The organism is Streptomyces sp. NPDC046985 (assembly GCF_040644415.1).
In the GTDB taxonomy this organism is placed as follows: domain Bacteria; phylum Actinomycetota; class Actinomycetes; order Streptomycetales; family Streptomycetaceae; genus Streptomyces.
Map to the genome: position 1 here is coordinate 115,269 of NZ_JBEYWK010000010.1, position 24,593 is coordinate 139,861.

Genomic DNA, 24,593 nt, shown 5'->3' on the forward strand with positions numbered 1-24,593 from the left:
CCGCCTGCCCGGCCGCCGCGCCGGGCAGGCGGGCACGGCGTCACCGCCCGCGACGGGCCGTCCCGAACAGGGAGCGGGTGATCTCCTTGCCGATCTGCGTGCCCACGGAGCGGGCCAGGGACCGGAACGCGCTGCTGCGCACGACCTGTTCGACGACCGACGGCGCCTCACCGCCCCCGCGTCCCCGCTTCCGCTCCCTCTCCGGCGCCCGCCCACCGGCCGAGGCGGGCCGCCGCTCACCCGGGGCCTCGCCGCGCGCCGCGCCGTGAGCGTCCCTGGCGCGCTGCGCATCCTGCGCCGCCCGCGCGTCCTGCGCCGCCTGCGCCGCCGTCAGCTTCTCGTACGCCGACTCGCGGTCCACAGCCTGTGCATAACGTTCGTAGCCGCCCGACGCCCGCACCGCATGGTCCAGCGCCGCCGCGTCCATCGGGCCCATCAGCGACTCGGGCGCGTGGAGCCGGGTCGCCGCGACCGGTGTCGGGGCGCCGCTCTCGCTGAGCACGGTCACCACGGCCTCGCCGGTGCCGAGGCCGGTGAGCACCTCCTCCAGGTCGTACGCCGAGTTGGGGAACGTCTTCACCGTGGCCTTCAGGGCTTTCTGGTCGTCGGGGGTGAAGGCGCGCAGGGCGTGCTGGACGCGGTTGCCGAGCTGGCCGAGCACGTCGGCGGGCACGTCCCTGGGCGTCTGGGTGACGAAGAAGACGCCGACCCCCTTGGAGCGGATGAGCCGCACGGTCTGCGTGATCGACTCCAGGAACGCCTTGGAGGCGTCGTCGAACAGCAGATGGGCCTCGTCGAAGAAGAACACCAGCTTGGGCTTGTCCACGTCGCCGACCTCGGGCAGGTCGTGGAAGAGGTCGGCGAGCAGCCACATCAGGAAGGTGGAGAAGAGGTGCGGCCGGTCCTGGACGGCGGGCAGTTCGAGGACGGAGACGACCCCGCGCCCGTCGCCGGCCGTGCGCAGCAACTCGCCCGTGTCGAACTCGGGCTCCCCGAAGAAGCCGGCCATGCCCTGCGCCTCGAAGGCGGTGAGCGAGCGCAGGATCACCCCGGCCGTGGCGGTCGACAGTCCGCCGACGCTCTTCAGCTCCTGCTTGCCCTCATCCGACGTCAGGAAGGTGACGACCGCGCGGAGGTCCTTGAGGTCGATCAGCTCCAGGCCCTTGGTGTCGGCGTAGTGGAAGATCAGGCCGAGGGACTGCTCCTGGGTCTGGTTGAGCTGGAGCACCTTGGACAGCAGCAGCGGGCCGAAGCTGGTGACGGTCGCCCGGAGCGGGATCCCCTGGCCGGCGCCGCCGAGGGCGTAGAACTCGGCGGGGCAGCCGCCCGGCGTCCAGCGCTGGCGCACCTCGGCGGCCCGCGCCCGGACGCGGTCGCCGAGCGCGCCCGGTTCCGCGACGCCGGACAGGTCGCCCTTGACGTCGGCGAGGAAGACGGGCACCCCCTGCGCCGACAACTGCTCGGCGATGAGCTGGAGCGTCTTGGTCTTGCCGGTGCCGGTGGCGCCCGCGACCAGGCCGTGCCGGTTGAGCATCGGCAACGGGACGCGGATCTGCGCCTCGGGCAGGCAGTGCCCTTCCCAGATCAGCGCGCCCAGGTCGAGGGCGGGACCGGCGAAGGCGTAGCCGGCGGCGATCTCCCGGGCCGCGGGCGGCAGTTCCGGCGCGGCGCCGCGCGGTGCGGAGGCCGGCGCGCGCGTCTGCGGCGGCGCCTCCGGTGTGCTCCCGGGCCTGGTCTCGCTGTCACTCATCAGGGTTCCCCTGTTCGGCTCCTGTTCCCGTTTCGCCTGGTTTGCGGCGGCAATTCCAGCGTCGCACCGCCACCGCGAGGCTGCGCCCGGAAGCCGCGGGCCGGTAGGCTTTCCGTGTGATCTTCAAGCGCATCGGAAACGGCCGGCCGTACCCCGACCACGGCCGGGAGAGCACCCGGCAGTGGGCGGACGTCGCGCCGCGCCCGGTCCGCCTCGATCAGCTCGTGACCACCAAGCAGCAGCTCGACCTGGAGACCCTGCTCGCGGAGGACTCGACCTTCTACGGCGACCTGTTCGCGCACGTCGTGAAGTGGCAGGGAGACCTCTACCTGGAGGACGGCCTGCACCGCGCGGTCCGGGCGGCGCTCCAGCAGCGCCAGGTGCTGCACGCCCGCGTGCTCGAACTCGGCTGAGCGCAGCCGCGCCCGCGCGTGGGTCGCGTTGCGGCCTTCCGCTACGGGTCGCGGGTGCGGCCGTACGCGTACGGGTCGGGTGCGGCCGTACGCATACGGGTCGTCCGAGGGCCGTGGGTCGCCCGGCGACGCGGAATCGGCGGCGTCCCGAGGGCGGGTACGACCGGCCGTTGCACCTTTCGGGTTCTGCTGAGCCGGGTCCTATGATCATCTAGTAGGAATCAGCGTCCTTGCCGACTACGCTGCGCTCATGAGCATGCTGACTCCCCCCGGCATGGGCGGGCAGTACAAGATCACGGGGAACAAGTTCCCGCGGATGCGCAGGCCCCGGCGGCACGGCAGGCTCGTGTTCCTGGCCGTCGCCTCCGTCACCGTGCTGGGCGTGATCGGCTGGGGCACGCTGCAACTCATCGACGCCTTCACGGGCGGCAGCCAGAAGGCCGAGGCGGCGGGGACCCGGTGCGCTCGCCACGCGGACTCCGCGTCGGCGCGGCCCGTGCGGGCGCTGCCCAAGCCGGGCCAGATCACCGTCAACGTCCTCAACGCCACGCCGCGCGGCGGGCTGGCCAAGCAGACGGCGGACGAGCTGAAGAAGCGCGGCTTCCGCATCGGCGACGTCGGCAACGCCACCGGGGAGTTCGACAAGAAGGTGAAGGGCGCCGGGCTGCTGCTCGGCCCGGCGTCGGCGCTCGACACGTCGATGCCCGTGCTCGCCACGCAGCTCTCGGGCGCCGCGCGCCGCGCCGACGCCCGCAAGGGCGCCGCGGTCGACCTGATCATCGGCGACGGATTCAAGCAACTGGCCGCGCAGCAGGCCGCCGACAAGGCACTGGCCGCGCTGAACGCGCCGCGGCCCGCGCCCACGGCGGCCGGGAAGGGCTGCTGAGCGGACCGGCGCGCGCGGCGGACGCGCCCGCGGCAGGCCGACGCCGTGCCTGCCGCGCCCCGGGCTGTCGGGGGCGGCCGGTCGTCTTCTCAGCGCGGTCGATCGCGGCGAGCCGCGCCCCCGGACCGCCGGGAGAGGCCCGGCCAGGCGCCGGGTCTCCCGGAGAGGCCGGGTCTTCCGGAGAGGCCGAGTCTCCCGGAGAGGCGGGGTCTCTCCAAGGGCCGGGACTCTCGAAGAGGCCGGGTTTCCCGGAGTGGCCGGGTCTCTCAAGGGGGCCGGAGAGACCCGGGAGACCGGAGGTTACTCGGCCGCCCCGTACATCCGGTCGCCCGCGTCGCCCAGGCCCGGGACGATGTAGCCGTGCTCGTTGAGGCGCTCGTCGACCGACGCCGTCACGACGGTCACCGGCGTGCCCGCCAGGTCGCGCTCCATGACCGCGACGCCCTCCGGGGCGGCCAGCAGCACCACCGCGGTCACGTCGTCGGCGCCGCGCCTGATCAGCTCCTGGATCGCCGCGACCAGCGTGCCGCCGGTGGCGAGCATCGGGTCCAGCACGTAGACCTGACGGCCGGACAGATCCTCGGGCATGCGCGTGGCGTAGGTGGACGCCTCCAGCGTCTCCTCGTTGCGGATCATGCCCAGGAAGCCCACCTCGGCGGTCGGCAGCAGGCGGACCATACCGTCCAGCATGCCGAGCCCGGCCCGCAGGATCGGCACCACCAGCGGACGCGGGCGGGCGAGCTTGACGCCGGTGGTCCGCGCCACCGGCGTGTCGACGTCGACCTGCTCGGTCCGCACGTCGCGGGTCGCCTCGTAGGCGAGCAGCGTGACCAGTTCGTCGGCGAGCCGACGGAAGGTCGCGGAGTCGGTGCGGCGGTCGCGCAGCGTGGTGAGCTTGTGAGCGACCAGGGGGTGGTCGACGACGTGGAGACGCATGCGCCCACACTAACGGGGCCCCGCGCCGGGCCGCCGAGCGCACCGTCCTCCGGCCGTTGGTCGCGGTCAGCGCCGCCGAGCACACCGCTCCCGTCAGCCCCGAGGCGGCAGAGCGCGCCCTCCCCGACCCCGCCGCCGACCCACACCACTGGCCACCGAGCACCGGCCACCCGCCACCGAGCACCGGCCACCCGCCACCCGCCACCCGCCACCCGCCACCGGCCACCGGCCACCGGCCACCGGCCACCGGGCGAACCCTCTCCACCCCCCTCGCCCCCTCGGCGATGTCTCCCGCCCCGGCCCGTGTCACGGGCCGCCCTCGCCGCACCCCGGGCATCAAACCCGCCGTCCGAGGGAAAGTGGGAGAGACCGAGCTGGGGTGGTGAACCGATGCGCGACCGGCACGACCGGCGAGACCGGCAGGACCGTGAAGATCCAGCGCTCCGCGAGCAGCCAGGGGCGGTGGACGCGCCGGCGCCCGCGGAGCCCGAGGCGGACCGCCGTCGGCGGCGCGCCCAGTTCCTGCGCGATCTCGCCGAGGCCCGCCAACTGCGCGACCGCGTCCAGCCGCGCCGCGCCAAGGCCGCCCGGCTGCGACACGCGATGCGGATGCGCACGTTCCGCTGGTAGGGCGGGGCGGGCGGCACACGGAGGAAGCCCGGCGTCCGGGCCGGGATCGCGGGGCGGGCCGCGCGCTGACGCCGGGCAAAGCCGCGTACGATCCGCAGGTGGCGGCAACGAGCGCGCTGGCGAGTCCTTTGCCGACGGACGGCGAAACTGCCGGACACAGCGAGCGGAAGACATCCCCAGAACGCCTTGTTTCTGCCACGATTCCGAGTGGGTGGGGCTCGGAGCCCAGCTCTCCCCGCCCAGTACCTCCGCCGGGGGGACCCCCAACCGGCACGCCTCAGACCAGTGGGAGAGTCACGGTGTACTTCGCCGCACTGCTCGCGCGCACCGAAGACGGGTGGGAAGCGAGCGACACAGAGCTCGACGATGTGGAGACGCTGGCCGACCTGGCCGACCTGGCCCGGCAGGCCTCGCCGGAGGACGACATCGTGCTCGTCCTCATCGAGCAGGAAGACGCGTGGTTCGGCGTCGTCCGCGTGGACGGCGAGGAAGACCCTCGTATCTACGTCTCGGACGCCGCCGCGGCCGCCCGCAGTTCCTACGGCGAGATCCTGCTCACCGACGAACTGCTCGGCCGGGAGCCCGACGACGGCGCCGACCTGGACTCGCTCGACCTCGACGGCACCGAGGACGGTGAGCCCGCCGCCTCCGATGACGACGACGACGAGGAGGAGGCGTCCTCCGACGAGGCCATCGCGCACGGCCCGCTGGGCGACGCGGAGATCCTCGACGACCTGGGCGTCAGCCAGAAGGAGCTGCGCATCCTGGACGCGGAGGACGCGCTGAGCGCGATCGCCGAGGCCCTCGGCGCCTCGGAGGTGCTGGAGACCGTCCGCTGACCCCGCGGGAGGCGCCCGGCGCGGCGGGCGAGCCCGTCGTCCCGCCCGACCCGGTCCGCGACCGGTGGCGGGAGGCGATGGGGCTCGCCCTGGCCGAGGCCCGGCTGGCCGCCGCGGGCGGCGACGTCCCGGTGGGCGCGGTCGTGCTCGCCGCGGACGGCCGCACCGTGCTGGGCGCCGGGCACAACGAACGCGAGGCCACCGGCGATCCGACCGCGCACGCCGAGGTTCTCGCCGTCCGGCGGGCCGCCGCGGCCGCCGGGCAGTGGCGGCTGTCCGGCTGCACGCTGGTCGTCACGCTGGAGCCGTGCACGATGTGCGCGGGAGCCGCCGTCCTGTCCCGCCTCGACCGGGTGGTCTACGGCGCCCGCGACGAGAAGGCGGGCGCCGCCGGCTCGCTCTTCGACGTCGTGCGCGACCGGCGGATCAACCACCGGCCCGAGGTGATCGAGGGCGTGCTCGCGGGCGCGTGCGCGGAGCTGCTCACCGAGTTCTTCCGCTCCCGCTGAACCGGCGCCGCCGACGGATTTCTGGGCACTGCCGCCGGTGCTGTAAGGTCTCCCTCGGTAGCGTGTCCGAGCGGCCGAAGGAGCTCGCCTCGAAAGCGAGTGTGGCGCAAGTCACCGAGGGTTCAAATCCCTCCGCTACCGCAGAAGAAGGGCCCCGTCCGGTCGGACGGGGCCCTTCGTGCGATCATCGTGCGATCATCGGCAGCGCCCGGCCGGCGAGCGGGCCGGGCGACGGCAGGGGCGACCAGCGACAGGGGAGGCCGCGATGGCGGTGAACGCCAAGAAGATCGTCGTCTACGCTCTCGTGGTCTTCGCGCTGTACGTGATCATCACCGATCCGGCCAAGGCCGCCGACTACGTCCAGATAGGCTTCCAGGGCATATCGGACGCGGCCGGGGCCATCGGCGACTTCATGACCTGGGCCGCCAACGGAGGTAAGCGATGATCCGCCACCTGGTCCTCTTCAAGCTCGACGAGGGCGTCGGCCGCGACGACCCGCGCGTCCTGGAGGGCGTCGGGGCGTTCCGCGCCCTAGGCGGCCAGATCGACGACCTGCGCTTCTGGGAGTGCGGCTGGAACGTCGCCGACCGGCCCATCGCCTACGACTTCGCGATCAACTCGGCGGTCGAGGACGCGGACGCCCTCACCCGCTACCTGGAGCATCCGGCCCACCAGGCGGGCGTCGCGCTGTGGCGCACCTTCGCCACGTGGGTGATCGCCGACTACGAGTTCTGAGCCGGTCCGCGGGCCGCCCGCCCGTCCGGCCCGCGCCGGACTCGGCCGCGCCGCAGCCGGGGCGCCCCCGCCGGACGCCCCCCGGCACCGCACCGGCCCCCTCCCCGCACCGAGAAGGCGCGGGGATTTTCGCGTCTCCCGGCCCTGTTCCCCGCTCAACACGTGCATATGCGGTGCTTGAACACGATGCACCTGTCTTGTGATGCTATGACCGCTTTTGACGGATCAGTTGATCGACGAAGAGGTGGCGTTGACCGTGTCGGCCAGTACTGCGCCGCCCCAGGGCGAGGCCCCCGCCGAGGCTGCGGACCCCGCGCCCGACACGGCCCCCGCTCCCGCCCCGGAGAAGCGGCGCGGCGCCGACACCCGAGCCCTCACCCAGGTGCTCTTCGCCGAGCTGACGCAGCTCGACCCCGGCTCACCGGAGCACGCTCGCGTGCGAGGGACGCTCATCGAGGCCAATCTCCCGCTCGTACGCTACGCCGCCGCCCGCTTCCGCTCCCGCAACGAGCCGATGGAGGACGTCGTCCAGGTCGGCACCATCGGTCTGATCAACGCCATCGACCGCTTCGACCCGGAGCGGGGCGTGCAGTTCCCGACCTTCGCGATGCCCACGGTGGTCGGCGAGATCAAGCGCTACTTCCGCGACAACGTCCGCACGGTCCACGTCCCGCGCCGGCTGCACGAGCTGTGGGTGCAGGTCAACAGCGCGACCGAGGATCTGACGACCGCCTTCGGGCGCACGCCGACGACCGCCGAGATCGCCGAGCGGCTGCGCATCACCGAGGAGGAGGTGCTGTCCTGCATCGAGGCGGGGCGGTCGTACCACGCCACCTCGCTGGAGGCGGCCCAGGAGGGCGACGGGCTGCCCGGCCTGCTGGACCGGCTCGGCTACGAGGACCCCGCCCTCGACGGCGTCGAGCACCGCGACCTGGTCCGCCACCTCCTCGTGCAACTCCCCGAGCGCGAGCAGCGCATCCTGCTGCTGCGGTACTACAGCAATCTGACCCAGTCGCAGATCAGCGCCGAACTCGGCGTCTCGCAGATGCACGTCTCCCGACTGCTGGCGCGGAGCTTCCAGCGGCTGCGATCCGCAAACAGGATCGAGGCGTAACCGTCCCGAGCGAACCGCCCTTCCCGGGCGGATTCCGACGTCAGCGGCCCGACGCACCGTCAGACCTCGTGCGATCAGGGCGTATTCGCGTTTCGGATGTCGACAAGTCGCTACGGCGCGTTGCCGACATGTGACATTCTGCGGGAAGCGCGTTTGCCGCGGCTTCGGCTCCGGTATTCAGGGTGAGGGCTGAGTTCTCCTCGTCGGAGAATCCGGCCGCGACCGTCCCGCGACCCAGAGGGGGTGGCATGTCCGCAGACCAGGGCAGCTCCAAGGTGCTGACGCTCACGCCGAGCGAGGCGCCGTCCCCGGCACTCCAGCCGCTCGACGCCCTCGACGGCACGGCGGCCCCGGAGACCGCCGCGCTCCCGTCCCCGGCCCCGCCGGCCGACGCCGTCCCGGCCCCGGCGCCCTCCGAGAGCATCGACACGCGCACGCTGTCCCGCTCCCTGTTCCTGCGGCTCGCCGCACTCGCCGAGGACAGCCCCGAGCGCGCCTACGTCCGCGACACCCTGATCGAGCTGAACCTCCCCCTGGTCCGCTACGCGGCGGCCCGCTTCCGCTCGCGCAACGAGCCGATGGAGGACATCGTCCAGGTCGGCACCATCGGCCTGATCAAGGCGATCGACCGCTTCGACTGCGACCGCGGCGTGGAGTTCCCGACCTTCGCGATGCCGACGGTGGTCGGCGAGATCAAGCGCTTCTTCCGCGACACGTCGTGGTCGGTGCGGGTGCCCCGGCGCCTCCAGGAGCTGCGGCTCGCCCTCACCAAGGCCAGCGACGAGCTGTCGCAGAAGCTGGACCGCTCACCGACGGTCGGCGAACTCGCCTCCCTGCTGGGCGTGTCGGAGGAGGACGTCGTCGACGGCCTCGCGGTGGGCAACGCGTACACCGCCTCCTCGCTCGACTCCCCGGCCCCCGAGGACGACGGCGGCGAGGGCTCCCTGGCGGACCGCCTGGGCTACGAGGACACGGCGCTGGAGGGCGTCGAGTACCGCGAGTCCCTCAAGCCGCTGCTCGCCAAGCTGCCGCCCCGCGAGCGGCGGATCATCATGCTGCGCTTCTTCGCCAACATGACCCAGTCGCAGATCGGCGAGGAGGTCGGCATCTCGCAGATGCACGTCTCCCGGCTGCTCACCCGGACCTTGGCCCAGTTGCGCGAGGGCCTGATCTCCGACTGACGCTCCGGGGCGCGGGGCGGCCCGCGGGACGAGAACGACGACATCGGCCAGCACCAGCGATCACCGGCGATCACTCGCGAACATCACGACTCCCGGCCGTCGAGGCGCCGTCACCGGCGCTCCGGCGGCCGTCGTCGTACGGCGAGGTCGTGCGGTCGGCGCCATGCGGCCGTGGTGCGGCGAGGTCGTAGGGGCGGCGGCATGCGGGCGTCGCGCGGGGAGGTCGTGCGGTCGGCGGCGTGCGGCCGTCGTGCGGCGAGGTCGTACGGGCGGCGGCGTGCGGCCGTCGTGCTGACGGGGTTACGCGGCCGTCGCCGTGCGGACGGTGCCATAGAGACGACGTCATACGGAGGGCGGTGCGGGCCGCGGCCCGCCCGGCCGCGGGCTGCCCGCGGGCGCCGGGGCCGCGCGGGCGGGTGACCTTCCGGCCACGCGAGCACCGAGCCGCGTCGGCCGGCGCCCGGCCTACGCGAACACCCGGCCTACGCGAGCGCCTTGCCTAGACGAGCACCGGGCCGCCCGAGCGCCGCACTCCGCAAGCGCCGGTCCACGGGCCACCGGCCCCCTTGCGACTCCGGCCCACAGGCCACCGACGCCCCTGCGACTCGGGGCCTACGGGCCACCGGCGCCCTCGTGACTCCGGGCCCACGGGCACCGCAGCCCCCGTGACTCCGGGCCGACGAACCATTGGCACCCTCGTGACTCCGAGTCCACGGGCACCGCAGCCCCCGTGACTCCGGGCCCACGAACCACCGGCGCCCCGTTACGCCGGATCCACGAGCCACCGGCGCCCCGTGACTCCGGATCCACGAACCACCGCAGCCCCCGCGAGTCCAAGCGAACGGCCCACCGGCGCCCGCACGTGCCTATCGGAACGCGAGCCAAGCGACGGCCGCGACCACCAGCACCGCGACGACGACGCCGGCGATCAGGCCGACGCGCGGGCCGGAGGACGTCTCCGGCTGGCGCGCGGCCTGGGGGGTCTCGTCGACGAACGCGCGGAACATCTGGGTGCTGCCGGCGGGGTCGTAGTTGCCCTCGGGGCCCTGGGTGTTAGCCATGGCCCGAGACACTAGCGAAAACAGCGGCGCCGCCCAACCCTGGGGCGCCCGCACCGGCTTGCCGCGCACCCGAGTCGGCGCGGGCGAAGCCCGGTACCGGCGTTTGCACCGACCTCGCGACGGACCGCGCCCCGAGAAACGCCCGCCGCCGCCCTCCCTCGTCCCGCCTCCAGGGACGCCCGGACCCGGAGGAAGCCCCCCTTATCGCCTCCCCACCCTCACGATCTGCGGGTTTACGATCGCAACGCCTGCCTTTGCCAAGTCTTTGCGCCGCTACACCCCCACTTATTTGCCTTCAGCAACCAACCGCTTCTATGGTTGCCCCAAGCAACGATCACGAGAAGGTGCAGATGGCCGAGCACGCGCAGTACGAAGAGCTGGTGCGTCAGCTCAGCGCCGTCGGCGCCGTGAAACGAGACCTGGGACGGATCCTGCCGTCGGACTGCCCGGCCGGCTCGGTCGCGGTGCTGACCGCGCTCGGGCGCCACGGCGAAATGCGGATGAGCAAGCTCGCCGAACTGCTCGACGTGGACATGTCGGTCACGAGCCGCAATGTGGCGCACGCGGCCGCACGCGGCTGGATCGACCGGCTGCCCGACCCCGCGGACAGGCGCTCGCGCATCCTGCGCCTGTCGCCCGCGGGCGAGGACCGGCTGGACGACCTGACCCGGCGCACCACCCACCTGCTCGCCGAGCGGCTGAGCGACTGGACCGACGACGAGGTCGGCCAGCTCATCGGGCTGATGACCCGGCTGCGCGCCAGCTTCGGCGACGGCCGCCCGGTCCCGGTCCCGCCGTATCCCGCGCTCGTGGTCGCAGAGACCACCCGTACACCCGCTCACAGTCAGTAAAGGAAACCCATGGCAACGACCACACCAGCCGGTGTGCGGGCCCACGCCAAGCCCGGGGGAGGCGCCCCGGGCGACGCTCCGATGACGCACCGCCAGATCATGGAGGCGCTCTCCGGGCTGCTGCTCGGCATGTTCGTGGCGATCCTGTCGTCCACGATCGTCTCCAGCGCGCTGCCGCACATCATCGGCGACCTCGGCGGCGGCCAGTCCGCCTACACCTGGGTCGTCACCGCCGCCCTGCTGTCGATGACCGCGGCCACTCCCCTGTGGGGCAAGCTCGCCGACCTGTACAGCAAGAAGGCGCTCGTCCAGATAGCCCTGGTCATCTACGTCGTGGCGTCGATGACGGCGGGCCTGTCGCAGAACCCCGGCATGCTGATCGCCTGCCGCGTGGTCCAGGGCATCGGCGTCGGCGGTCTGTCCGCTCTGGCGCAGATCGTCATGGCCGCGATGATCTCGCCGCGCGAGCGGGGACGTTACTCCGGCTACCTGGGCGCCACGTTCGCCGTCGCCACCGTCGGCGGCCCGCTGCTCGGCGGCGTCATCACCGACACCTCCTGGCTGGGCTGGCGCTGGTGCTTCTACGTCGGCGTGCCGTTCGCGGTGATCGCGCTGATCGTGCTCCAGAAGACCCTGCACCTGCCCGTCGTCAAGCGCCAGGTGAAGGTCGACTGGCTGGGCGCCCTGCTGATCTCCGCGGCCGTCTCGCTGCTGCTGATCTGGGTCACCTTCGGCGGAGACAAGTACGACTGGGTGTCCTGGCAGACGTACACGATGGTCGCCGGCGCGATCGTCCTCGGACTGCTCTTCATCCTGGTCGAGTCCAAGGCGTCCGAGCCGATCATCCCGCTGCGCCTGTTCCGCAACCGCACGATCACGCTGGCGTCCCTCGCCTCGATGTTCGTCGGCGTCGCGATGTTCACCGGCACCGTGTTCTTCAGCCAGTACTTCCAGCTCGCCCGCGACAAGTCCCCGACGATGTCGGGCGTCATGACGATCCCGATGATCGGCGGCCTGTTCGTCTCCTCCACCGTCTCCGGCCAGTTCATCACCCGGACCGGGCGCTGGAAGGCGTGGCTGGTCTCCGGCAGCGTCCTGGTGACGGCCGGTCTCGGCCTGCTGGGCACCATCCGGTACGACACGGACTACTGGAAGATGGCCGTCTTCATGGCCCTGCTGGGTCTCGGCATCGGCATGATGATGCAGAACCTGGTGCTGTGCACGCAGAACCAGGTGGCCCCCTCCGAACTGGGCTCGGCCAGCTCCACCGTCACCTTCTTCCGCAGCCTCGGCGGCGCGACGGGCGTCTCCGCGCTCGGCGCGGTGATGGCGCACCAGATCACCCACTACGTCAAGGACGGCCTGGCCGACCTCGGCCCGAAGTACGCCAAGCTCGCGGGCGGCGCCGGTTCGGGCACGGACAGCATCCCGGACATGAACAAGCTGCCCCGGCCGCTGCGCACCCTCATGGAGAGCGCCTACGGGCACGGCATCGCCGACATCTTCCTGATCGCCGGCTGCCTGGCCGCGCTCGCCTTCCTGCTCTGCCTGTTCATCAAGGAGGTTCCGTTGCGGACCAAGGGCGGAATGGCCCAGGCCAGCGAGAACGAGGCCGCCGCGGTGGATCCGGCCGCCGCGCCGACCGTCGCCGAGGCCGCCGACGCCGCGCTCGCGGCCGAGGCGCCCTTCGCGGGCGAGGAGCGGACGCCCGCCTGGGCCGCCGCGTCGCTCGCCGCGCCGGGCCCGGAGGGCACGCAGCGGCTGGCCGCGGTCGCCACGGCGGCGCCCGGCGGCCCGGCCGCCGGCGGCGGGATCCCGGTGCACGGCTTCGTCCGGGGCGCCGAGAGCGCGCCGGTCCCGCGGGCCGCGGTCACGCTGATCTCGCTGGCGGGCCGCCAGCTCGGCCGGGCCGTCGCCCAGGCCGACGGCGCCTACGCGGTGGACGCGCCGGGCGCGGGCTCCTACGTCCTGATCGCCTCCGCCGACGGCTTCCAGCCGCAGGCGTCCACCGTGCTGGTGAGCGGCGAGCCGCTGGCGTACGACATCCTGCTCAGCGGCACCAGCGGCCTGACCGGCCTGGTGCGGGCGGCCGAGACCGGGCTGCCGGTCAAGGACGCCATGGTGATCGCCACCGACGTGCGCGGCGACCTGCTGGCCACCGGGACCACCGGTGAGCACGGCGAGTTCTCCTTCGCGGAGCTGGTGCCGGGTGCGGTGACCCTCGCGGTCAACGCCGCCGGGTACCGCCCGCGGGCGCTGCCGGTCGAGGTGAGCGGCTCCGGGGTCACCCGGGTCGAGATCGACCTCGACTCCGGCGCCCGGCTCCAGGGCGTGGTCCGCGCCCCGCACGGACCGCTGGCGGACGCCCGGGTGACCCTGGTCGACGCGGCGGGCAACGTGGTCGGCACGGCCACCACCGGCGAGGACGGCGCGTACGCCTTCGCCGACCTCGGGAGCGGCGAGTACACCGTCATCGCGACGGGCTACCCGCCGGCGGCGACGGCCCTGACCGTCACCGGACGCGGCGTCGACGACCACGACATCGCACTCGCCCACCCCGGCGAGTGACCTGCTCCGGCCCGCGGCGGGGCGCGCTCCGAGCGGCCGCGCGCCCCGCCGCGGGCCGGTCACTTCACGACTGATCAGCAAGGCTTCGCAGGGAGAGAACGGGATGGGACTGACCGCGAGGATCCGGACCCGGGACGGATGGGCCGTGTCGCACGCCGTCGTCACGGTGACGGACATGACGGGCACGCAGGTGCTGCGCGCCGAGACCGACCAGGAAGGGGCCGTCCGGGACGGCACCGCGCTGGCGCCGGGGGCGTACACGGTCATCGTCACCGCCGTCGGCTACGCGCCCATCGCCTCCAGCGCGATCGTCACCGCCAGCGGCCGGGCCGAGGTCGGCACGGTGACGCTGGTCCGCCAGGGCGGCGCCGAACTGCCGCCGCCCGGCCCGTGGACCATCGACCCGGCGCACTCCTCCGTCGCCGCCGTCGCCCAGCACCTGGGCATCTCCAGCGTGCACGGCCGTTTCACCGACTTCGCGGGCGTCGTCGAGATCGCCCCGGACGAGGTCGCCAAGTCCCGGGTGGACGCGGTCATCCGCGCCGCCTCCATCGACACCGGCAACGCCATGCGCGACGGTCACCTGAAGTCCCCCGACTTCCTGGACGTGGAGCGCTACCCGGAGATCGTCTACCGCTCCACCGGGATCGGCGTCGCCGGTCCCGACCGGTGGACGGTCAGCGGCGAGCTGACCATGCACGGCATGGTCCGGCCGGTCGACCTCGACCTCGCCTACCTGGGCACCGGCGCCGACCCCTGGGGCGGCACCCGGGCCGCCTTCCGCGCGACCGCGGAACTGCGCCGGGAGGACTTCGCCATGAACTACAACCAGGTCCTCCAGGCGGGCATCGCCGCCATCGGCACGACCCTGAAGGTGGAGCTGGACATCCAGGCCGTCCAGGGCGAGTCCCTCCCCACCGCCTGACCGGCCCGGCCCGGCGAGCCGATCACCTGCGGGCTCGGGCGTCGGCGGCGGCTCGGGCGTCGGCGGCCGCCCAGGCGTCGCGGCGGCTCAGTCGTCGCCGGGGGAGCGGCGGGAGCGGTGGGAGCGGTGGGCGCCGTCGGCGGTGACGCGGGAGACGACCTCCGCGGCCAGGTCGCGGAGCTTGGTGTTGTGGTCCTGCGAGACGCGGCGCAGCCGGTCCAGGGCGCGCCGCGCGTCCAGGCGCTCCTGCGCCATGAGGACGCCGATCGCCTGGTCGATGACGCTGCGGGAGAGCAGAGCCGTGCGCACGTCCGGCGCGGAGGCCCGTTCGGCCTCGATCCGCAGGGCGGCGCCCACCGCGTCCGCCACCCGCGCCGCGACCGCGCGGGCCGCCTCCCGGGCCGGGCCGAGGCAGCCCGGCCGCAGGCCGTAGAGGTTCAGCGCGGCGCCCGTCGCGCCCGGCGCCGCGAGCGGCGCCGCCAGCACGCAGCGCACCCCGACCGAGAGCGCGTAGGCCGTGAACCCCGGCCAGCGGCTCTCGGCGGCCAGATCAGGGGCGTACTCCTCTACGCCGGTACGGGCGGCGGTCACGCACGGACCGGCGCCGTTCTCGTACTGGCGCAGGTCAAGGCCGCTGGGCATGCCGCCGCTGCCCGCCAGGGTCAGCAGCCGGTCTCCGCGGCGGACGGTGACGCTGCACGCGGCGGCGCCCGGCACGGCCTCGACGGCACGGTCGGTCAGGTCGCGCAGCAGCGGGTCGAGGCCGCTGCTGCGCGTGATCGCCTGCTCCAAGGGGTCGGGCGTCGTCTCCAGGGTCATGACGGTGCGTCTGTCCCCGGAGCACCGATCGACTCCCCGGGCCGTCAGGCGGGGTGCGTACGGTCCACGATCCGGCGGGCCAGATCGCGCAGCTTGACGTTCTCCCGCTGCGAGGCGCGCACCAGGCTGTCGAACGCCTCGGCGGCGTCTATGTCGAGGCGCTCCATCAGGACGCCGGTGGCCTGGCCGATCATGTCGCGCGTGCGCATCGCCTCGTTGAGCTGCTCGCGCTTGGTGGTCGACTCCAGGGCGAGGCTCACGTGCGCGGTGAACAGCCGGCCGACCCGGACGGCCCTGTCGTCGAAGGCCCGCGGCTCGCCTGCGTAGGCGGTCAGCACGGTCAGCCGCTTCTTCTCGGCGCGCAGCCGCAGCGCCAGCGCGGACCGCAGTCCCGCGGCGGCGAGCGATCCGTCGCCGCCGTCCTCGGCCTCGCTGTCCGCCAGGCGCACCACGGGCGTGTGCCACAGCGCGTCCCAGTACGGCGCCCGCTCCGCGCCGGACGCGTGGCCGCCGGACGCCTGGCCGCCGGACGCCTCGGCGACGCCCACGCTCTCGTCGGTCCAGGCGACCGTGCGGCGCGGACCGTCGCGTTCGATCACGGAGATGGCCGCCTGCTCGGCGCCCGGCAGGAGCCGCACGGTGATCCGGACGGCGGCGCTCAGCGTGTCCTGCGGGCTGTCGGTGCCGTGCAGCCGCTGGGCCGCCGCCGTCAGGGCTTCGGACAGCTCGACATCTCCCGACAAACGGGGAAATTCAGAAAAATCGGACGCAGGCACCACGAACCTCTTCGGCATGCACGGCACCACGGCCGTGCGCAGGAGAGCTCCGCAGCACATTCCCGACTGCGAGCACAGGACGCACAGAACTGTATATGGTCCGCGCGCCGCCGCCTCCGCCCGGTCGCGGGCGCCCAGGCACATCGAGGTCGGACCGGCCGAGGCGCCGGTCACCGCACTAGGCTCGGGGCCATGGCACCCGACATCGCGACCAACACCCCCGTCTCGCGCGAGGAGCTGCTGGACTTCGTACGGCCCCGCCACCGCGCCCTGCTGCTGACCCGGCGCGCGGACGGCAGCCCCCAGGCGTCCCCGCTGACCTGCGGGGTGGACGACGACGGGCGGATCGTGGTCTCCACCTACCCGGAGCGGGCCAAGACCCGCAACGCCAAGCGGGACTCGCGGGTCAGCATCGTCGTGCTGAGCGACGAGTGGAACGGGCCGTGGGTGCAGATCGACGGCATCGCCGAGGTCGTCGACACGCCGGACTCCGTGGAACCGCTCGTCGAGTACTACCGCGGCATCTCCGGGGAGCACCCCGACTGGGACGAGTACCGCCAGGCCATGGTCAGGCAGGGAAAGTCGATCATCCGGATCACACCGGAGCGGTGGGGGCCGGTGGCGACGGGCGGCTTCCCGGCCCGGCTGGCCGAGCCGGAGCAGTAAGCGGTTGGGGCGCTGGACGGGTCCTGGCCTGGGGGGTTGAGGTGCGGGGCGGTTCCTGACCTGAGAGGTGCCTGGCCTGGGCGGTTGGGGTGCGGGGCGGTTCCTGACCTGAGAGGTGCCTGACCTGGGGGGGTTGAGGTGCCGGGCGACTCCTGACCTGCGGGGTGCCTGACTTGTGCGGTTCCGGTGCCAGAGGGTTCCTGACCTGGGCGATCTAGGCCCCGGGCGGGTCCTGACGCGGACGGTCCCGGTGCCGGGCGGTTTCTGACCTGGGCGGTCCCGGTCTCGGACGGTTCCCGACATGGGCGGTCCAGACCCCGGACGGCCTCTGACGCGGGCGGTCCGGTGTCCCGGGCCGTCCCGGGCACGAGGCTTCGCCGGTCGCGGCGGGTCAGCCGCGGGCGACCATCGCCTCGATCCCCGCGATCAGCAGGTCCAGCGCGAAGTCGAAGTCACGGTCCCTGAACTCCCCGGGGCTCGTGGGCTCCCCCGGCTGTCCGGGCGCCTTCGGCGCGGCGGCGCCGGTCGCCGTCCGCGGGCCCTCCCGTTCCTCGTCGCGTGCCACCGGGGCGCCGTACGCACCCGGGCCCGCGCCCGGTCCCGTGCCGCCCTCCTCCGCCCGGGACAGCAGGCGGCCCTCCAGCGTGCCGTAGCCGTACACGAACTGGAAGACGGCCGCGATGGCGCCGGTCACGCGGTGCGCGGGCAGCCCCGTGCGGCGGACCACCCGCCGTACCGTGTGCGAGAACGCCATGTGGTGCGGGCCGATGTTGAGGTAGCGGCCGGCGAGCGGGGACAGCCACGGGTGGCGCACCAGGTGGGCGCGGTACTCGGCGGCCAGCGCGCGCAGCGGGCCGCGCCAGTCCCCGTCGGCGTCCGGGTCGGGCAGCCGCAGCTCGCCGAAGGCGGCGTCCAAGGCGAGTTCGAGCAGGTCGTCCTTGGTGTCGACGTACCAGTACACGGACATCGCGCTGACCTTCAGCTCGGCGGCCAGCCGACGCATGGAGAACCGGTCGAGGCCCTCGGCGTCCAGCAGCCGCACCGTGGCCCCGGTGATCCGCTCGCGGTCGAGCCCGGAGGGCTGTCCGCCGCGTCCGCCCCGGCGCGGGCCGCCGCGCAGCCAGACGCTGGACCGCGGGACGCCCCCGGCCCCGGCCGTTCTCGCCATGGCGCACCCCTCCTCGACCGCGCGGCGCCGGTCACGCCGGGCCGCTGTCCGGAGTGTGCCCACTCCGCCCGGCGCGCAACGCGGGGTCGCGCACCGGGCGGTCCGTGGCCCGCGCGGCGACGGCCGGCCGCACGGACGGGGTGTCGGCCGCACGGGTGAGGTGTCAGCCGCGCGGGCCGGGTGTCGGCCGCGCGGGCCGGGCGTCAGCCGCCGTTCTTCCGGGTGAGGTCGTAGAAGACGGCCGAACCGACCGTGACCTTCTTGAAGTTCTTCTCGACCCACGAGGTGATCTGCGCGGACGTTCCGGCGCCGCCCCTGCCGCCGCCCGTCCGGCCGCCCATGCCGCCGCCCATGCCGCCCCCGGCGATGAAGTAGTGGACGCGCCCCTGCGCCACGTACCTCTGGAACTGGGCGAGCGTCGGGGACGGATCGGTGCCGTTGAAGCCGCCGACCGCCATCACCGGGTCGCCCGTGGCGAGCTGGTAACTGGCCGCGTTCTGGGAGCCGATGGAGGCGGCGACCCAGGTGTACGCCGACGCGTCCCGCTCCAGCAGCTTCCTGGCCGCCGTGCTGACCCGGGCGCCGTCCAGCAGACCGCCCATGCCGCCCATCCGGCCGCCCTCCGGGAGAGGGCCGCCGCCGGGGAAGGCGCTGCCGTTGCGCGGGCGTCGTCCGTTGGGCTGGCCCTGACCGTTCCAGCCGTTCTGGCCGTTCCAGCCCTGCTGGCCGTTCTGGCCGTTCTGGCCGGGAAGAGCGCCGCCGGGCGCGCCGCCCGGGAAACCGCCGCCGCCGTTCGGGCCGTTCTGCCCGCCGTTCTGGCCGTTCCCGCCGGGCAGGCCGCCGCCGAAGCGGCCGCGCATGCCGGGGGTGCCGCGGAAGCCGCCCCGGCCGCCGAAGCCCATCCTGCTCGCGCCCGCCGGGCCCGCCGTGGGAAGGGAGCCGGCGTGCGCGGAGGCGACCGTGCTCAGCGCGTACGCGGTGGGTCCGGCGAGGCAGGTCACGAGGGCCGCGGCCACGACGGCGACCGCGAGCCTGCGGCCGACCCGGGACGCGAAGACCAGCCCGAGGGCCGCGGCGAGCCCGCCGACCAGCACCAGCCACCTCAGCCAGGGCAGGTAGGCCGGAGTGCGGTGGAGCAGGACGTACCCCCAGGCGGCGGTCGCCGTGACCGCGCCGGCCAGCGTCAGGGACGCCCACGGCCGGGACCGCTCCTCCCACAGCACGGCCGCGCCCATGCCGACGAGGGCGGCGACGCAGGGCGCCAGGGCCACCGTGTAGTACTGGTGGAAGATGCCCGCCATGTAGCTGAAGACCGCCGCGGTCGTCAGCAGCGAGCCGCCCCAGACCAGGAACGAGGCGCGGGCGAGGTCGGTGCGAGCGACCCTGCGGGTCACCACGAGACCCGCCGCCAGGAGGATCAGCGCGGCCGGGAGCAGCCACGAGATCTGGCCGCCGGTCTCGGCGTCGAACATCCGGTTCCAGCCCGTCTGGCCCCAGTGCCCCGCGCCGCCGCCCCCGCCGAAGCCGCCCCGGCCGCCGACGCTGCCGGTCTCCTCGCCGTTGATGCGCCCGAGGCCGTTGTAGCCGAACGTCAGCTCCAGGAAGCTGTTGTGCTGCGAGCCGCCGACGTACGGGCGGGACGAGGCCGGCCACAGCTCGACGATCGCGACCCACCAGCCGCCGGAGACGACGATCGCGACCGTGGCGAGCGTGAGCTGCCCCAGCCGCCTGCGCAGCCGCACCGGCGCGCACACCCCGTACACCAGCGCGAGGGCCGGCAGGATCAGGAACGCCTGAAGCGTCTTGGTCAGGAACGCGAAGCCCACCGCGACGCCCGCCCACACCAGCCACCTGGTCCGGCCGTCCTCCAGCGCGCGCAGGACGAGGTAGACGGTGAGCGCCATCAGCAGCGCGAGCAGCGCGTCGGGGTTGTTGAACCGGAACATCAGCGCCGCCACCGGGGTCAGCGCGAGCACCGCGCCCGCGATCAGCCCGGCGCCGACGCTGAACCGGCGGCGCACGGCGGCGTACACCACGGCGACCGTCAGAACGCCCATGAGCGCCTCGGGGACCAGGATCGCCCACGAGCTGAGCCCGAAGACCCGCACCGACAGGGCCGTCGGCCACAGCGCGGCGGGGGGCTTGTCGACGGTGATGGCGTTGCCCGCGTCCAGCGAGCCGAAGAAGAACGCCTTCCAGGATCTGCTGCCCGCCTGCGCGGCCGCCGAGTAGAAGGAGTTGGCGTAACCGGAGGCGCTCAGGTTGACGAGGTAGAGCAGGCCGGTGGCCAGCAGCAGGCCGAGCAGGGCCGGCCGCGCCCAGCGCGGGTCCTCCGGCCGGCCGCGCCACAGGCGCCGGGCGAGGGGCCCGGCGGCGAGACGGGGGGCGTGGACGGTCTTGGGGGTGGGGGCGGGGGCGGCTTCCGGGGCGGGGGTGCCTGCTGGAGCGGAGGTGCCCTCCGGGGTGGGGGTGCCTGCTGAGGCGGGGCTGCCCGCCGGGGTAGGGGTGCCCTCCGGGGCGGGGGTGCCCTCCGGGGCGGGGGTGCCCTCCGGGGGCGTCGCCGCGTCCTCCGGCCGGCTCGGACGGCTCGCGCTGCCTGCGCGGTCGTACTCGGTGGTCATCGGGAATTCCTCGCATCGGTGTCGGCCGGGTGGGGCCGCGTGGTGGGCGGGTAGGGCTGGACGATCACGGGCGCGGACGGCGCGGAGGGCGCGTGGGGCGCGTGGGGGGTATACGCGGCGTTCGCGGCTGGCTCGGCGTGCTCGCCGGTCGGCGTGAGCTGGGCGTACGCGGCGCCTAGGCCGTGCTCGGCGCTCAGCCCGTCGGCCTCGGCGCCCAGCCCGTGCGCGGCGGACAGCGGCTCGGGCTCCTCCGGGAAGACCCACGCCCGGAAGAGCAGGAAGCGCAGCACGGTCGCGGCGAGGTTCGCGGCGATGAGGACGGCGAGTTCGGTGGAGCGCGCCGGGCTGCTGGTCGCCGCGTTCAGCGCGGCGAGGGAGCCGCTGGTCAGCATGAGGCCGATGCCGAAGACGACGAGGCCCTGCGCCTGGTGGCGCACGGCGCCGCTGCGGCCCCGCACCCCGAACGTCAGCCTTCGGTTGGCGGCGGTGTTGGCGACCGCCGAGACCAGCAGGGCGAGCGCGTTGGCGGCCTGGGAGCCGCCGAACTGCCGGAAGAGGCCGTAGAGCAGCAGGTAGCACAGCGTGGACAGGGCGCCGACGACGCAGAAGCCGACGAGCTGGCGGGCCAGCCCCCTGGGCACGTCCCGGATCTCGCGGTCGCGCGGGTCGTCGCCGAAGGGGCGGCCGAGCCGGTCCAGCGGCAGCGAACCGGTGGCCAGCGCCCGGCCGATCCGCCAGACCCCCTTCAGGTCCTCCGTCGCCGTCCGCACGATGTGGACCGTGGAGTCGGGGTCGTCGACCCAGTCGACCGGCACCTCGTGGATGCGCAGACCGGCCCGCTCGGCCAGCACCAGCATCTCGGTGTCGAAGAACCAGCCCGTGTCCTCCACCAACGGCAGCAGCGCCTGGGCGACTTCGCGCCGGATCGCCTTGAACCCGCACTGCGCGTCGGAGAAGCGGGCGTGCAGCGAGCCGCGCAGCAGCAGGTTGTAGGAACGGGAGACGAACTCCCGCTTGGCCCCCCGCACCACGCGCGAACTGCGGGCGAGGCGCGAGCCGATGGCCAGGTCGGAGTGGCCGGAGATCAGCGGCGCCACCAGCGGCAGCAGCGCGTTGAGGTCGGTGGACAGATCCACGTCCATATAGGCGAGGACGGGCGCCTCGGAGGCCGACCACACCGACCGCAGGGCCCGTCCGCGGCCCTTCGACTCCAGCCGGCGGCAGCGCACCTCGGGTAGCTCCGCCGCCAGCCGGGCCGCCGCCTGCGGGGTGCCGTCCGCGGAGGCGTTGTCCGCGATCGTGATCCGGAACGCGTACGGGAAGGTGCGGGTGAGGTGCTCGTGCAGCCGCAGCACGCACGGGCGCAGGTCCTTCTCCTCGTTGTAGACGGGGATCACCACGTCCAGGACAGGCGTACCGGCGTCTGCGGCCGGGAGATGCTCCCGGGCCGGGAGGGCGCCGGGAGAAGAGTCGGTTCGCATGAGACGACTCTTCTCAACCGCCCTGTCGCACCCGTGTGGTGAGGCTATGACCAACCTGTGAGTGCGTCACCCGATCGCCCCGGACGGGGGACCGCACTCCGGTCGAGCGGCGCCGGAACGGGGCGCGGGCGCGGTGCCGGGCGCGGGTGCGGCGCCGGGCGTGGATGCGGCGCCGGGCACGGACGCGAGCCCCGGCGGAGAGGCGGCCCCGGGGGCGGGAACGGGCGGGGAGGCGACCCTGGACGCGGACGCGGGCCCCGGCGGGAAGGCGGCCCCGGACGCGGGAACGGGCGGAGAGCCGACCCCGGGTACCGGCACCGTCACCGGCGTCGGCGTCGGCGTCGGCGTCGGCGTCGGCACCATCTCCGTCGCCCCCGGTTCGAGCGCGGGCAGGCGCACCGTGAAGACGGTCCGGCCGGGCGCGCTGTCGACGGTGACCGCGCCCCCGTGCGCGCTGGCCACGGCCTGCACGATGGCCAGGCCCAGGCCCGTCGACCCGGTGGCCCGGGAGCGCGCGGTGTCCCCGCGGGCGAACCGCTCGAAGACGTGCGGCAGCAGCCCGGCCGCGATGCCCGGACCGTCGTCCTCCACGTCCGCGCACAGCCACGGCCCGGCCTGCCGCACCCGGGCGGTCACCTTCGTACCCGGCGGGGTGTGGGTGCGGGCGTTGGCGAGCAGGTTGACCAGCACCTGCTGGAGGCGCTCCGCGTCCGCGGACACCGCGGCGGGGCCGCCGGGCAGGTCGAGCCGCCAGGTGTGGTCCGGGCCGGCCGCCCGCGCGTCGCTGACCGCGTCCACGACGAGCGGCACGAGGTCGGTCTGCCCGAACCGCAGCGGCCGCCCCGCGTCCAGCCGGGCGAGCAGCAGCAGATCCTCCACCAGCCGCGTCATCCGTCCGGCCTCGGACTCTATGCGGCGCAGGGCGTGCCGGGTGTCGGGGCCGACCTGCTCGCGTCCGCGCCGGGTGAGTTCGGCGTACCCGAGGATGGCCGAGAGCGGTGTGCGCAGCTCGTGGCTGGCGTCGGCGACGAACTGCCGTACCCGGGTCTCGCTCTGCTGGCGGGCGAGCAGCGCCCCGTGCACGTGGTCGAGCATGCGGTTGAGCGCCGCGCCGACCTGGCCGACCTCGGAGTACGGGTCGGTCTCCGAGGTCGGCACGCGTTCGCTGAGGTTCACCTCGCCGGTGTGCAGGGGCAGTTCGGAGACGCGGGTGGCGGTGGCGGCCACCCGGCGCAGCGGGCGGGTGGCGACCCCGACGAGTATCGAACCGGCGAGCGAGGCGGCGAGGAGACCGGCGCCCGTGACGCAGACCTCCACCAGGATCAGCGTGTTGACGGTGCTGTCGGCGCCGCTGGTCGGCAGGGCGACGTAGTAGTCGCCGTTGGGTCCGGTCCGGTACTCGACGCGGTACGCGCCCAGGCCGGGAAGGCCGATCGTGCGCAGGGCGCCGTCGACCCGGGGCGCCGAGCCGAGCGCGGCGAGCTGATCCGGGGTGAGGGGCCGGGCGGTCAGGCCGAAGTCCGACCGGGACTTCTCGCCGCGCCGGGCGTCGACGATCCGCCCGTCCTCCACCTCGGCCGCGACCGTGGCGCCGCTCGGCTGCGGCCCCTTGGTGACGAACTCGTCCAGGCGGACCTCCGTCAGATGCCGGGGGCGTACGTCGATCAGGCCCTTGCCGGCCTGGTCCGGCGGCCTGAACTGGCCGGACGCCCGGCTGCCGACCTCGTGGAGCTGCCCGTCGAGCTGCTCGTAGAGATGGGAGCGCAGCGCCAGCGTCGTCACCGTGCCGATCACGGCGCAGACCACGGCGATCAGCGTCACGGACGCGACGACGAGCCGGGTGCGCAGGGTGCGCGGCCGCCGCGCCCGGAGGATCCGCGGACGCGGCCGCCGCCCGCTCATGACACCGCGGGCTTGATCAGGTAACCGGCGCCGCGCCGGGTGTGGATCATCGGCTCCCGGCCCGCGTCGATCTTCCGGCGCAGGTAGGAGATGTACAGCTCGACGACGTTGGCCTGGCCGCCGAAGTCGTACGACCACACGCGGTCCAGGATCTGCGCCTTGCTGAGCACCCGGCGCGGGTTGCGCATGAGGAAGCGCAGCAGCTCGAACTCGGTGGCCGTGAGGTGGATGTCCTGCCCGGCGCGCGTCACCTCGTGGCTGTCCTCGTCGAGCGTGAGGTCGCCGACGACCAGCACGGACTCGGGGCGCCGGTCGGCGGCGCCGGAGCGGCGGAGCAGGCCGCGCAGCCGCGCCACCACCTCCTCCAGGCTGAACGGCTTGGTGACGTAGTCGTCCCCGCCCGCCGTCAGCCCGGCGATACGGTCCTCCACGGCGTCCTTGGCCGTCAGGAAGAGCACGGGCACGTCGGGCAGATCGCGGCGCAGCCGCCCGAGGACGGTCAGGCCGTCCATGTCGGGCAGCATCATGTCAAGGACGACGGCGTCGGGCCGGAACTCACGGGCCGTCTGGACGGCGTCCTGCCCGTCGCCCGCACTGCGGATCTGCCAGCCCTCGTAGCGCAGGGCCATGCTCAGCAGTTCGGTGATCGACTGCTCGTCGTCCACCACCAGCACCCGGACGGGGTTCCCGTCCGGCCTCAGCAGTTCGGTGCGCCCCTGGGGCGAGATCGCGGCCATGGGGCCACCCTGTCCACGCCCTCTG

23 protein-coding genes and 1 tRNA gene are annotated in these 24,593 nt (G+C 74.0%); 14 read left to right on the forward strand and 10 right to left on the reverse strand.

What is annotated here, in order from left to right; genetic code table 11:
• Nucleotides 1-40: 40 nt before the first annotated feature.
• Nucleotides 41-1,750: a helicase HerA-like domain-containing protein gene (locus tag ABZ861_RS15360; RefSeq protein WP_361629586.1), complete on the reverse strand. Its 1,710-nt coding sequence runs from the start codon at nucleotides 1,748-1,750 to the stop codon at nucleotides 41-43.
• Nucleotides 1,751-1,866: 116 nt separating this feature from the next.
• On the opposite strand from ABZ861_RS15360, the gene ABZ861_RS15365 reads away from it, so the two are divergent.
• Both ABZ861_RS15365 and ABZ861_RS15370 read left to right on the forward strand, forming a co-directional pair.
• Nucleotides 1,867-2,163, forward strand: a complete 297-nt coding sequence (locus ABZ861_RS15365) for a type II toxin-antitoxin system VapB family antitoxin (RefSeq protein ID WP_003986294.1) — start codon at nucleotides 1,867-1,869, stop codon at nucleotides 2,161-2,163.
• A 274-nt stretch (nucleotides 2,164-2,437) separates the two neighbouring features.
• Nucleotides 2,438-3,049: a LytR C-terminal domain-containing protein gene (locus ABZ861_RS15370; RefSeq protein ID WP_361629937.1), complete on the forward strand. Its 612-nt coding sequence runs from the start codon at nucleotides 2,438-2,440 to the stop codon at nucleotides 3,047-3,049.
• Between the two features lie 300 nt (nucleotides 3,050-3,349).
• Here ABZ861_RS15370 and upp read toward each other — a convergent pair whose 3' ends face one another.
• On the reverse strand, nucleotides 3,350-3,985 hold the full coding sequence (upp, locus tag ABZ861_RS15375) for a uracil phosphoribosyltransferase (RefSeq protein ID WP_361629589.1): 636 nt from the start codon (nucleotides 3,983-3,985) through the stop codon (nucleotides 3,350-3,352).
• 390 nt (nucleotides 3,986-4,375) lie between these two features.
• On the opposite strand from upp, the gene ABZ861_RS15380 reads away from it, so the two are divergent.
• The 8 genes from ABZ861_RS15380 (at nucleotide 4,376) to ABZ861_RS15415 (ending at nucleotide 8,993) form a co-directional block, all read left to right on the forward strand.
• A complete protein-coding gene (locus ABZ861_RS15380) occupies nucleotides 4,376-4,615 on the forward strand; it encodes a hypothetical protein (RefSeq protein WP_361629592.1) in 240 nt (79 codons plus the stop codon).
• 299 nt (nucleotides 4,616-4,914) lie between these two features.
• Complete coding sequence (locus ABZ861_RS15385) at nucleotides 4,915-5,454, forward strand: hypothetical protein (RefSeq protein WP_361629595.1); 540 nt, start codon at nucleotides 4,915-4,917, stop codon at nucleotides 5,452-5,454.
• A 77-nt stretch (nucleotides 5,455-5,531) separates the two neighbouring features.
• Nucleotides 5,532-5,963 (forward strand): tRNA adenosine(34) deaminase TadA, encoded by a 432-nt coding sequence (gene tadA, locus ABZ861_RS15390; protein ID WP_361629598.1) that lies wholly within the window; start codon nucleotides 5,532-5,534, stop codon nucleotides 5,961-5,963.
• A gap of 56 nt (nucleotides 5,964-6,019) precedes the next feature.
• Nucleotides 6,020-6,104: transfer RNA gene (locus tag ABZ861_RS15395), tRNA-Ser, on the forward strand.
• Between the two features lie 124 nt (nucleotides 6,105-6,228).
• Nucleotides 6,229-6,408 (forward strand): hypothetical protein, encoded by a 180-nt coding sequence (locus tag ABZ861_RS15400; protein ID WP_361629601.1) that lies wholly within the window; start codon nucleotides 6,229-6,231, stop codon nucleotides 6,406-6,408.
• Nucleotides 6,405-6,698: a Dabb family protein gene (locus ABZ861_RS15405; RefSeq protein ID WP_361629604.1), complete on the forward strand. Its 294-nt coding sequence runs from the start codon at nucleotides 6,405-6,407 to the stop codon at nucleotides 6,696-6,698. The genes ABZ861_RS15400 and ABZ861_RS15405 overlap by 4 nt, the downstream gene beginning before the upstream one ends.
• 250 nt (nucleotides 6,699-6,948) lie before the next feature.
• Nucleotides 6,949-7,812, forward strand: coding sequence for an RNA polymerase sigma factor SigF (locus ABZ861_RS15410; protein ID WP_361629940.1), 864 nt, complete (start codon nucleotides 6,949-6,951; stop codon nucleotides 7,810-7,812).
• A gap of 248 nt (nucleotides 7,813-8,060) precedes the next feature.
• Nucleotides 8,061-8,993 carry an RNA polymerase sigma factor SigF gene (locus ABZ861_RS15415; RefSeq protein ID WP_361629607.1) on the forward strand — a complete coding sequence of 311 codons (933 nt, stop codon included), beginning with the start codon at nucleotides 8,061-8,063 and terminating at the stop codon, nucleotides 8,991-8,993.
• A gap of 866 nt (nucleotides 8,994-9,859) precedes the next feature.
• On the opposite strand, the gene ABZ861_RS15420 is transcribed toward ABZ861_RS15415, so the two are convergent.
• Nucleotides 9,860-10,054, reverse strand: coding sequence for a hypothetical protein (locus tag ABZ861_RS15420; RefSeq protein WP_361629610.1), 195 nt, complete (start codon nucleotides 10,052-10,054; stop codon nucleotides 9,860-9,862).
• Nucleotides 10,055-10,404: 350 nt separating this feature from the next.
• Here ABZ861_RS15420 and ABZ861_RS15425 point away from each other — a divergent pair, with 350 nt between their 5' ends.
• From ABZ861_RS15425 to ABZ861_RS15435, 3 genes are all read left to right on the forward strand, one after another.
• Nucleotides 10,405-10,905, forward strand: coding sequence for a MarR family transcriptional regulator (locus ABZ861_RS15425; RefSeq protein ID WP_361629943.1), 501 nt, complete (start codon nucleotides 10,405-10,407; stop codon nucleotides 10,903-10,905).
• 9 nt (nucleotides 10,906-10,914) lie between these two features.
• A complete protein-coding gene (locus ABZ861_RS15430) occupies nucleotides 10,915-13,473 on the forward strand; it encodes an MFS transporter (protein WP_361629613.1) in 2,559 nt (852 codons plus the stop codon).
• A 103-nt stretch (nucleotides 13,474-13,576) separates the two neighbouring features.
• A complete protein-coding gene (locus ABZ861_RS15435) occupies nucleotides 13,577-14,398 on the forward strand; it encodes a YceI family protein (protein ID WP_361629616.1) in 822 nt (273 codons plus the stop codon).
• 87 nt (nucleotides 14,399-14,485) lie between these two features.
• Here ABZ861_RS15435 and ABZ861_RS15440 read toward each other — a convergent pair whose 3' ends face one another.
• A complete protein-coding gene (locus ABZ861_RS15440; protein WP_361629619.1) occupies nucleotides 14,486-15,217 on the reverse strand; it encodes an ANTAR domain-containing protein in 732 nt (243 codons plus the stop codon).
• A 44-nt stretch (nucleotides 15,218-15,261) separates the two neighbouring features.
• Nucleotides 15,262-16,011: a GAF and ANTAR domain-containing protein gene (locus ABZ861_RS15445; protein ID WP_361629622.1), complete on the reverse strand. Its 750-nt coding sequence runs from the start codon at nucleotides 16,009-16,011 to the stop codon at nucleotides 15,262-15,264.
• Nucleotides 16,012-16,185: 174 nt separating this feature from the next.
• Here ABZ861_RS15445 and ABZ861_RS15450 point away from each other — a divergent pair, with 174 nt between their 5' ends.
• Entirely contained in the window at nucleotides 16,186-16,659 is a 474-nt protein-coding gene (locus ABZ861_RS15450; protein WP_361629625.1) for a PPOX class F420-dependent oxidoreductase, read from the forward strand.
• Nucleotides 16,660-17,050: 391 nt separating this feature from the next.
• Here ABZ861_RS15450 and ABZ861_RS15455 read toward each other — a convergent pair whose 3' ends face one another.
• The 5 genes from ABZ861_RS15455 to ABZ861_RS15475 form a co-directional block, all read right to left on the reverse strand.
• Nucleotides 17,051-17,827 (reverse strand): TetR/AcrR family transcriptional regulator, encoded by a 777-nt coding sequence (locus ABZ861_RS15455; RefSeq protein WP_361629628.1) that lies wholly within the window; start codon nucleotides 17,825-17,827, stop codon nucleotides 17,051-17,053.
• A gap of 203 nt (nucleotides 17,828-18,030) precedes the next feature.
• Nucleotides 18,031-20,448 carry a glycosyltransferase family 39 protein gene (locus ABZ861_RS15460; protein WP_361629631.1) on the reverse strand — a complete coding sequence of 806 codons (2,418 nt, stop codon included), beginning with the start codon at nucleotides 20,446-20,448 and terminating at the stop codon, nucleotides 18,031-18,033.
• Complete coding sequence (locus ABZ861_RS15465; RefSeq protein WP_361629634.1) at nucleotides 20,445-21,929, reverse strand: bifunctional glycosyltransferase family 2/GtrA family protein; 1,485 nt, start codon at nucleotides 21,927-21,929, stop codon at nucleotides 20,445-20,447. Before ABZ861_RS15465 ends, ABZ861_RS15460 begins: the two co-directional genes overlap by 4 nt.
• Before the next feature lie 66 nt (nucleotides 21,930-21,995).
• A complete protein-coding gene (locus ABZ861_RS15470) occupies nucleotides 21,996-23,831 on the reverse strand; it encodes a HAMP domain-containing sensor histidine kinase (protein WP_361629637.1) in 1,836 nt (611 codons plus the stop codon).
• On the reverse strand, nucleotides 23,828-24,568 hold the full coding sequence (locus ABZ861_RS15475; protein ID WP_361629640.1) for a response regulator transcription factor: 741 nt from the start codon (nucleotides 24,566-24,568) through the stop codon (nucleotides 23,828-23,830). Before ABZ861_RS15475 ends, ABZ861_RS15470 begins: the two co-directional genes overlap by 4 nt.
• Between the last annotated feature and the right edge of the window lie 25 nt (nucleotides 24,569-24,593).

Coding starts and splice junctions, on each gene's coding strand:
- ABZ861_RS15475 (WP_361629640.1), bottom strand. CDS start 24,568: ATGGCCGCGATCTCGCCCCAGGGGCGCACCGAACTGCTGAGGCCGGAC.
- ABZ861_RS15425 (WP_361629943.1), top strand. CDS start 10,405: ATGGCCGAGCACGCGCAGTACGAAGAGCTGGTGCGTCAGCTCAGCGCC.
- ABZ861_RS15470 (WP_361629637.1), bottom strand. CDS start 23,831: ATGAGCGGGCGGCGGCCGCGTCCGCGGATCCTCCGGGCGCGGCGGCCG.
- ABZ861_RS15445 (WP_361629622.1), bottom strand. CDS start 16,011: ATGCCGAAGAGGTTCGTGGTGCCTGCGTCCGATTTTTCTGAATTTCCC.
- ABZ861_RS15370 (WP_361629937.1), top strand. CDS start 2,438: ATGGGCGGGCAGTACAAGATCACGGGGAACAAGTTCCCGCGGATGCGC.
- ABZ861_RS15360 (WP_361629586.1), bottom strand. CDS start 1,750: ATGAGTGACAGCGAGACCAGGCCCGGGAGCACACCGGAGGCGCCGCCG.
- ABZ861_RS15455 (WP_361629628.1), bottom strand. CDS start 17,827: ATGGCGAGAACGGCCGGGGCCGGGGGCGTCCCGCGGTCCAGCGTCTGG.
- ABZ861_RS15435 (WP_361629616.1), top strand. CDS start 13,577: ATGGGACTGACCGCGAGGATCCGGACCCGGGACGGATGGGCCGTGTCG.
- upp (WP_361629589.1), bottom strand. CDS start 3,985: ATGCGTCTCCACGTCGTCGACCACCCCCTGGTCGCTCACAAGCTCACC.
- tadA (WP_361629598.1), top strand. CDS start 5,532: ATGGGGCTCGCCCTGGCCGAGGCCCGGCTGGCCGCCGCGGGCGGCGAC.
- ABZ861_RS15380 (WP_361629592.1), top strand. CDS start 4,376: ATGCGCGACCGGCACGACCGGCGAGACCGGCAGGACCGTGAAGATCCA.
- ABZ861_RS15440 (WP_361629619.1), bottom strand. CDS start 15,217: ATGACCCTGGAGACGACGCCCGACCCCTTGGAGCAGGCGATCACGCGC.
- ABZ861_RS15400 (WP_361629601.1), top strand. CDS start 6,229: ATGGCGGTGAACGCCAAGAAGATCGTCGTCTACGCTCTCGTGGTCTTC.
- ABZ861_RS15430 (WP_361629613.1), top strand. CDS start 10,915: ATGGCAACGACCACACCAGCCGGTGTGCGGGCCCACGCCAAGCCCGGG.
- ABZ861_RS15415 (WP_361629607.1), top strand. CDS start 8,061: ATGTCCGCAGACCAGGGCAGCTCCAAGGTGCTGACGCTCACGCCGAGC.
- ABZ861_RS15460 (WP_361629631.1), bottom strand. CDS start 20,448: ATGACCACCGAGTACGACCGCGCAGGCAGCGCGAGCCGTCCGAGCCGG.
- ABZ861_RS15465 (WP_361629634.1), bottom strand. CDS start 21,929: ATGCGAACCGACTCTTCTCCCGGCGCCCTCCCGGCCCGGGAGCATCTC.
- ABZ861_RS15405 (WP_361629604.1), top strand. CDS start 6,405: ATGATCCGCCACCTGGTCCTCTTCAAGCTCGACGAGGGCGTCGGCCGC.
- ABZ861_RS15420 (WP_361629610.1), bottom strand. CDS start 10,054: ATGGCTAACACCCAGGGCCCCGAGGGCAACTACGACCCCGCCGGCAGC.
- ABZ861_RS15450 (WP_361629625.1), top strand. CDS start 16,186: ATGGCACCCGACATCGCGACCAACACCCCCGTCTCGCGCGAGGAGCTG.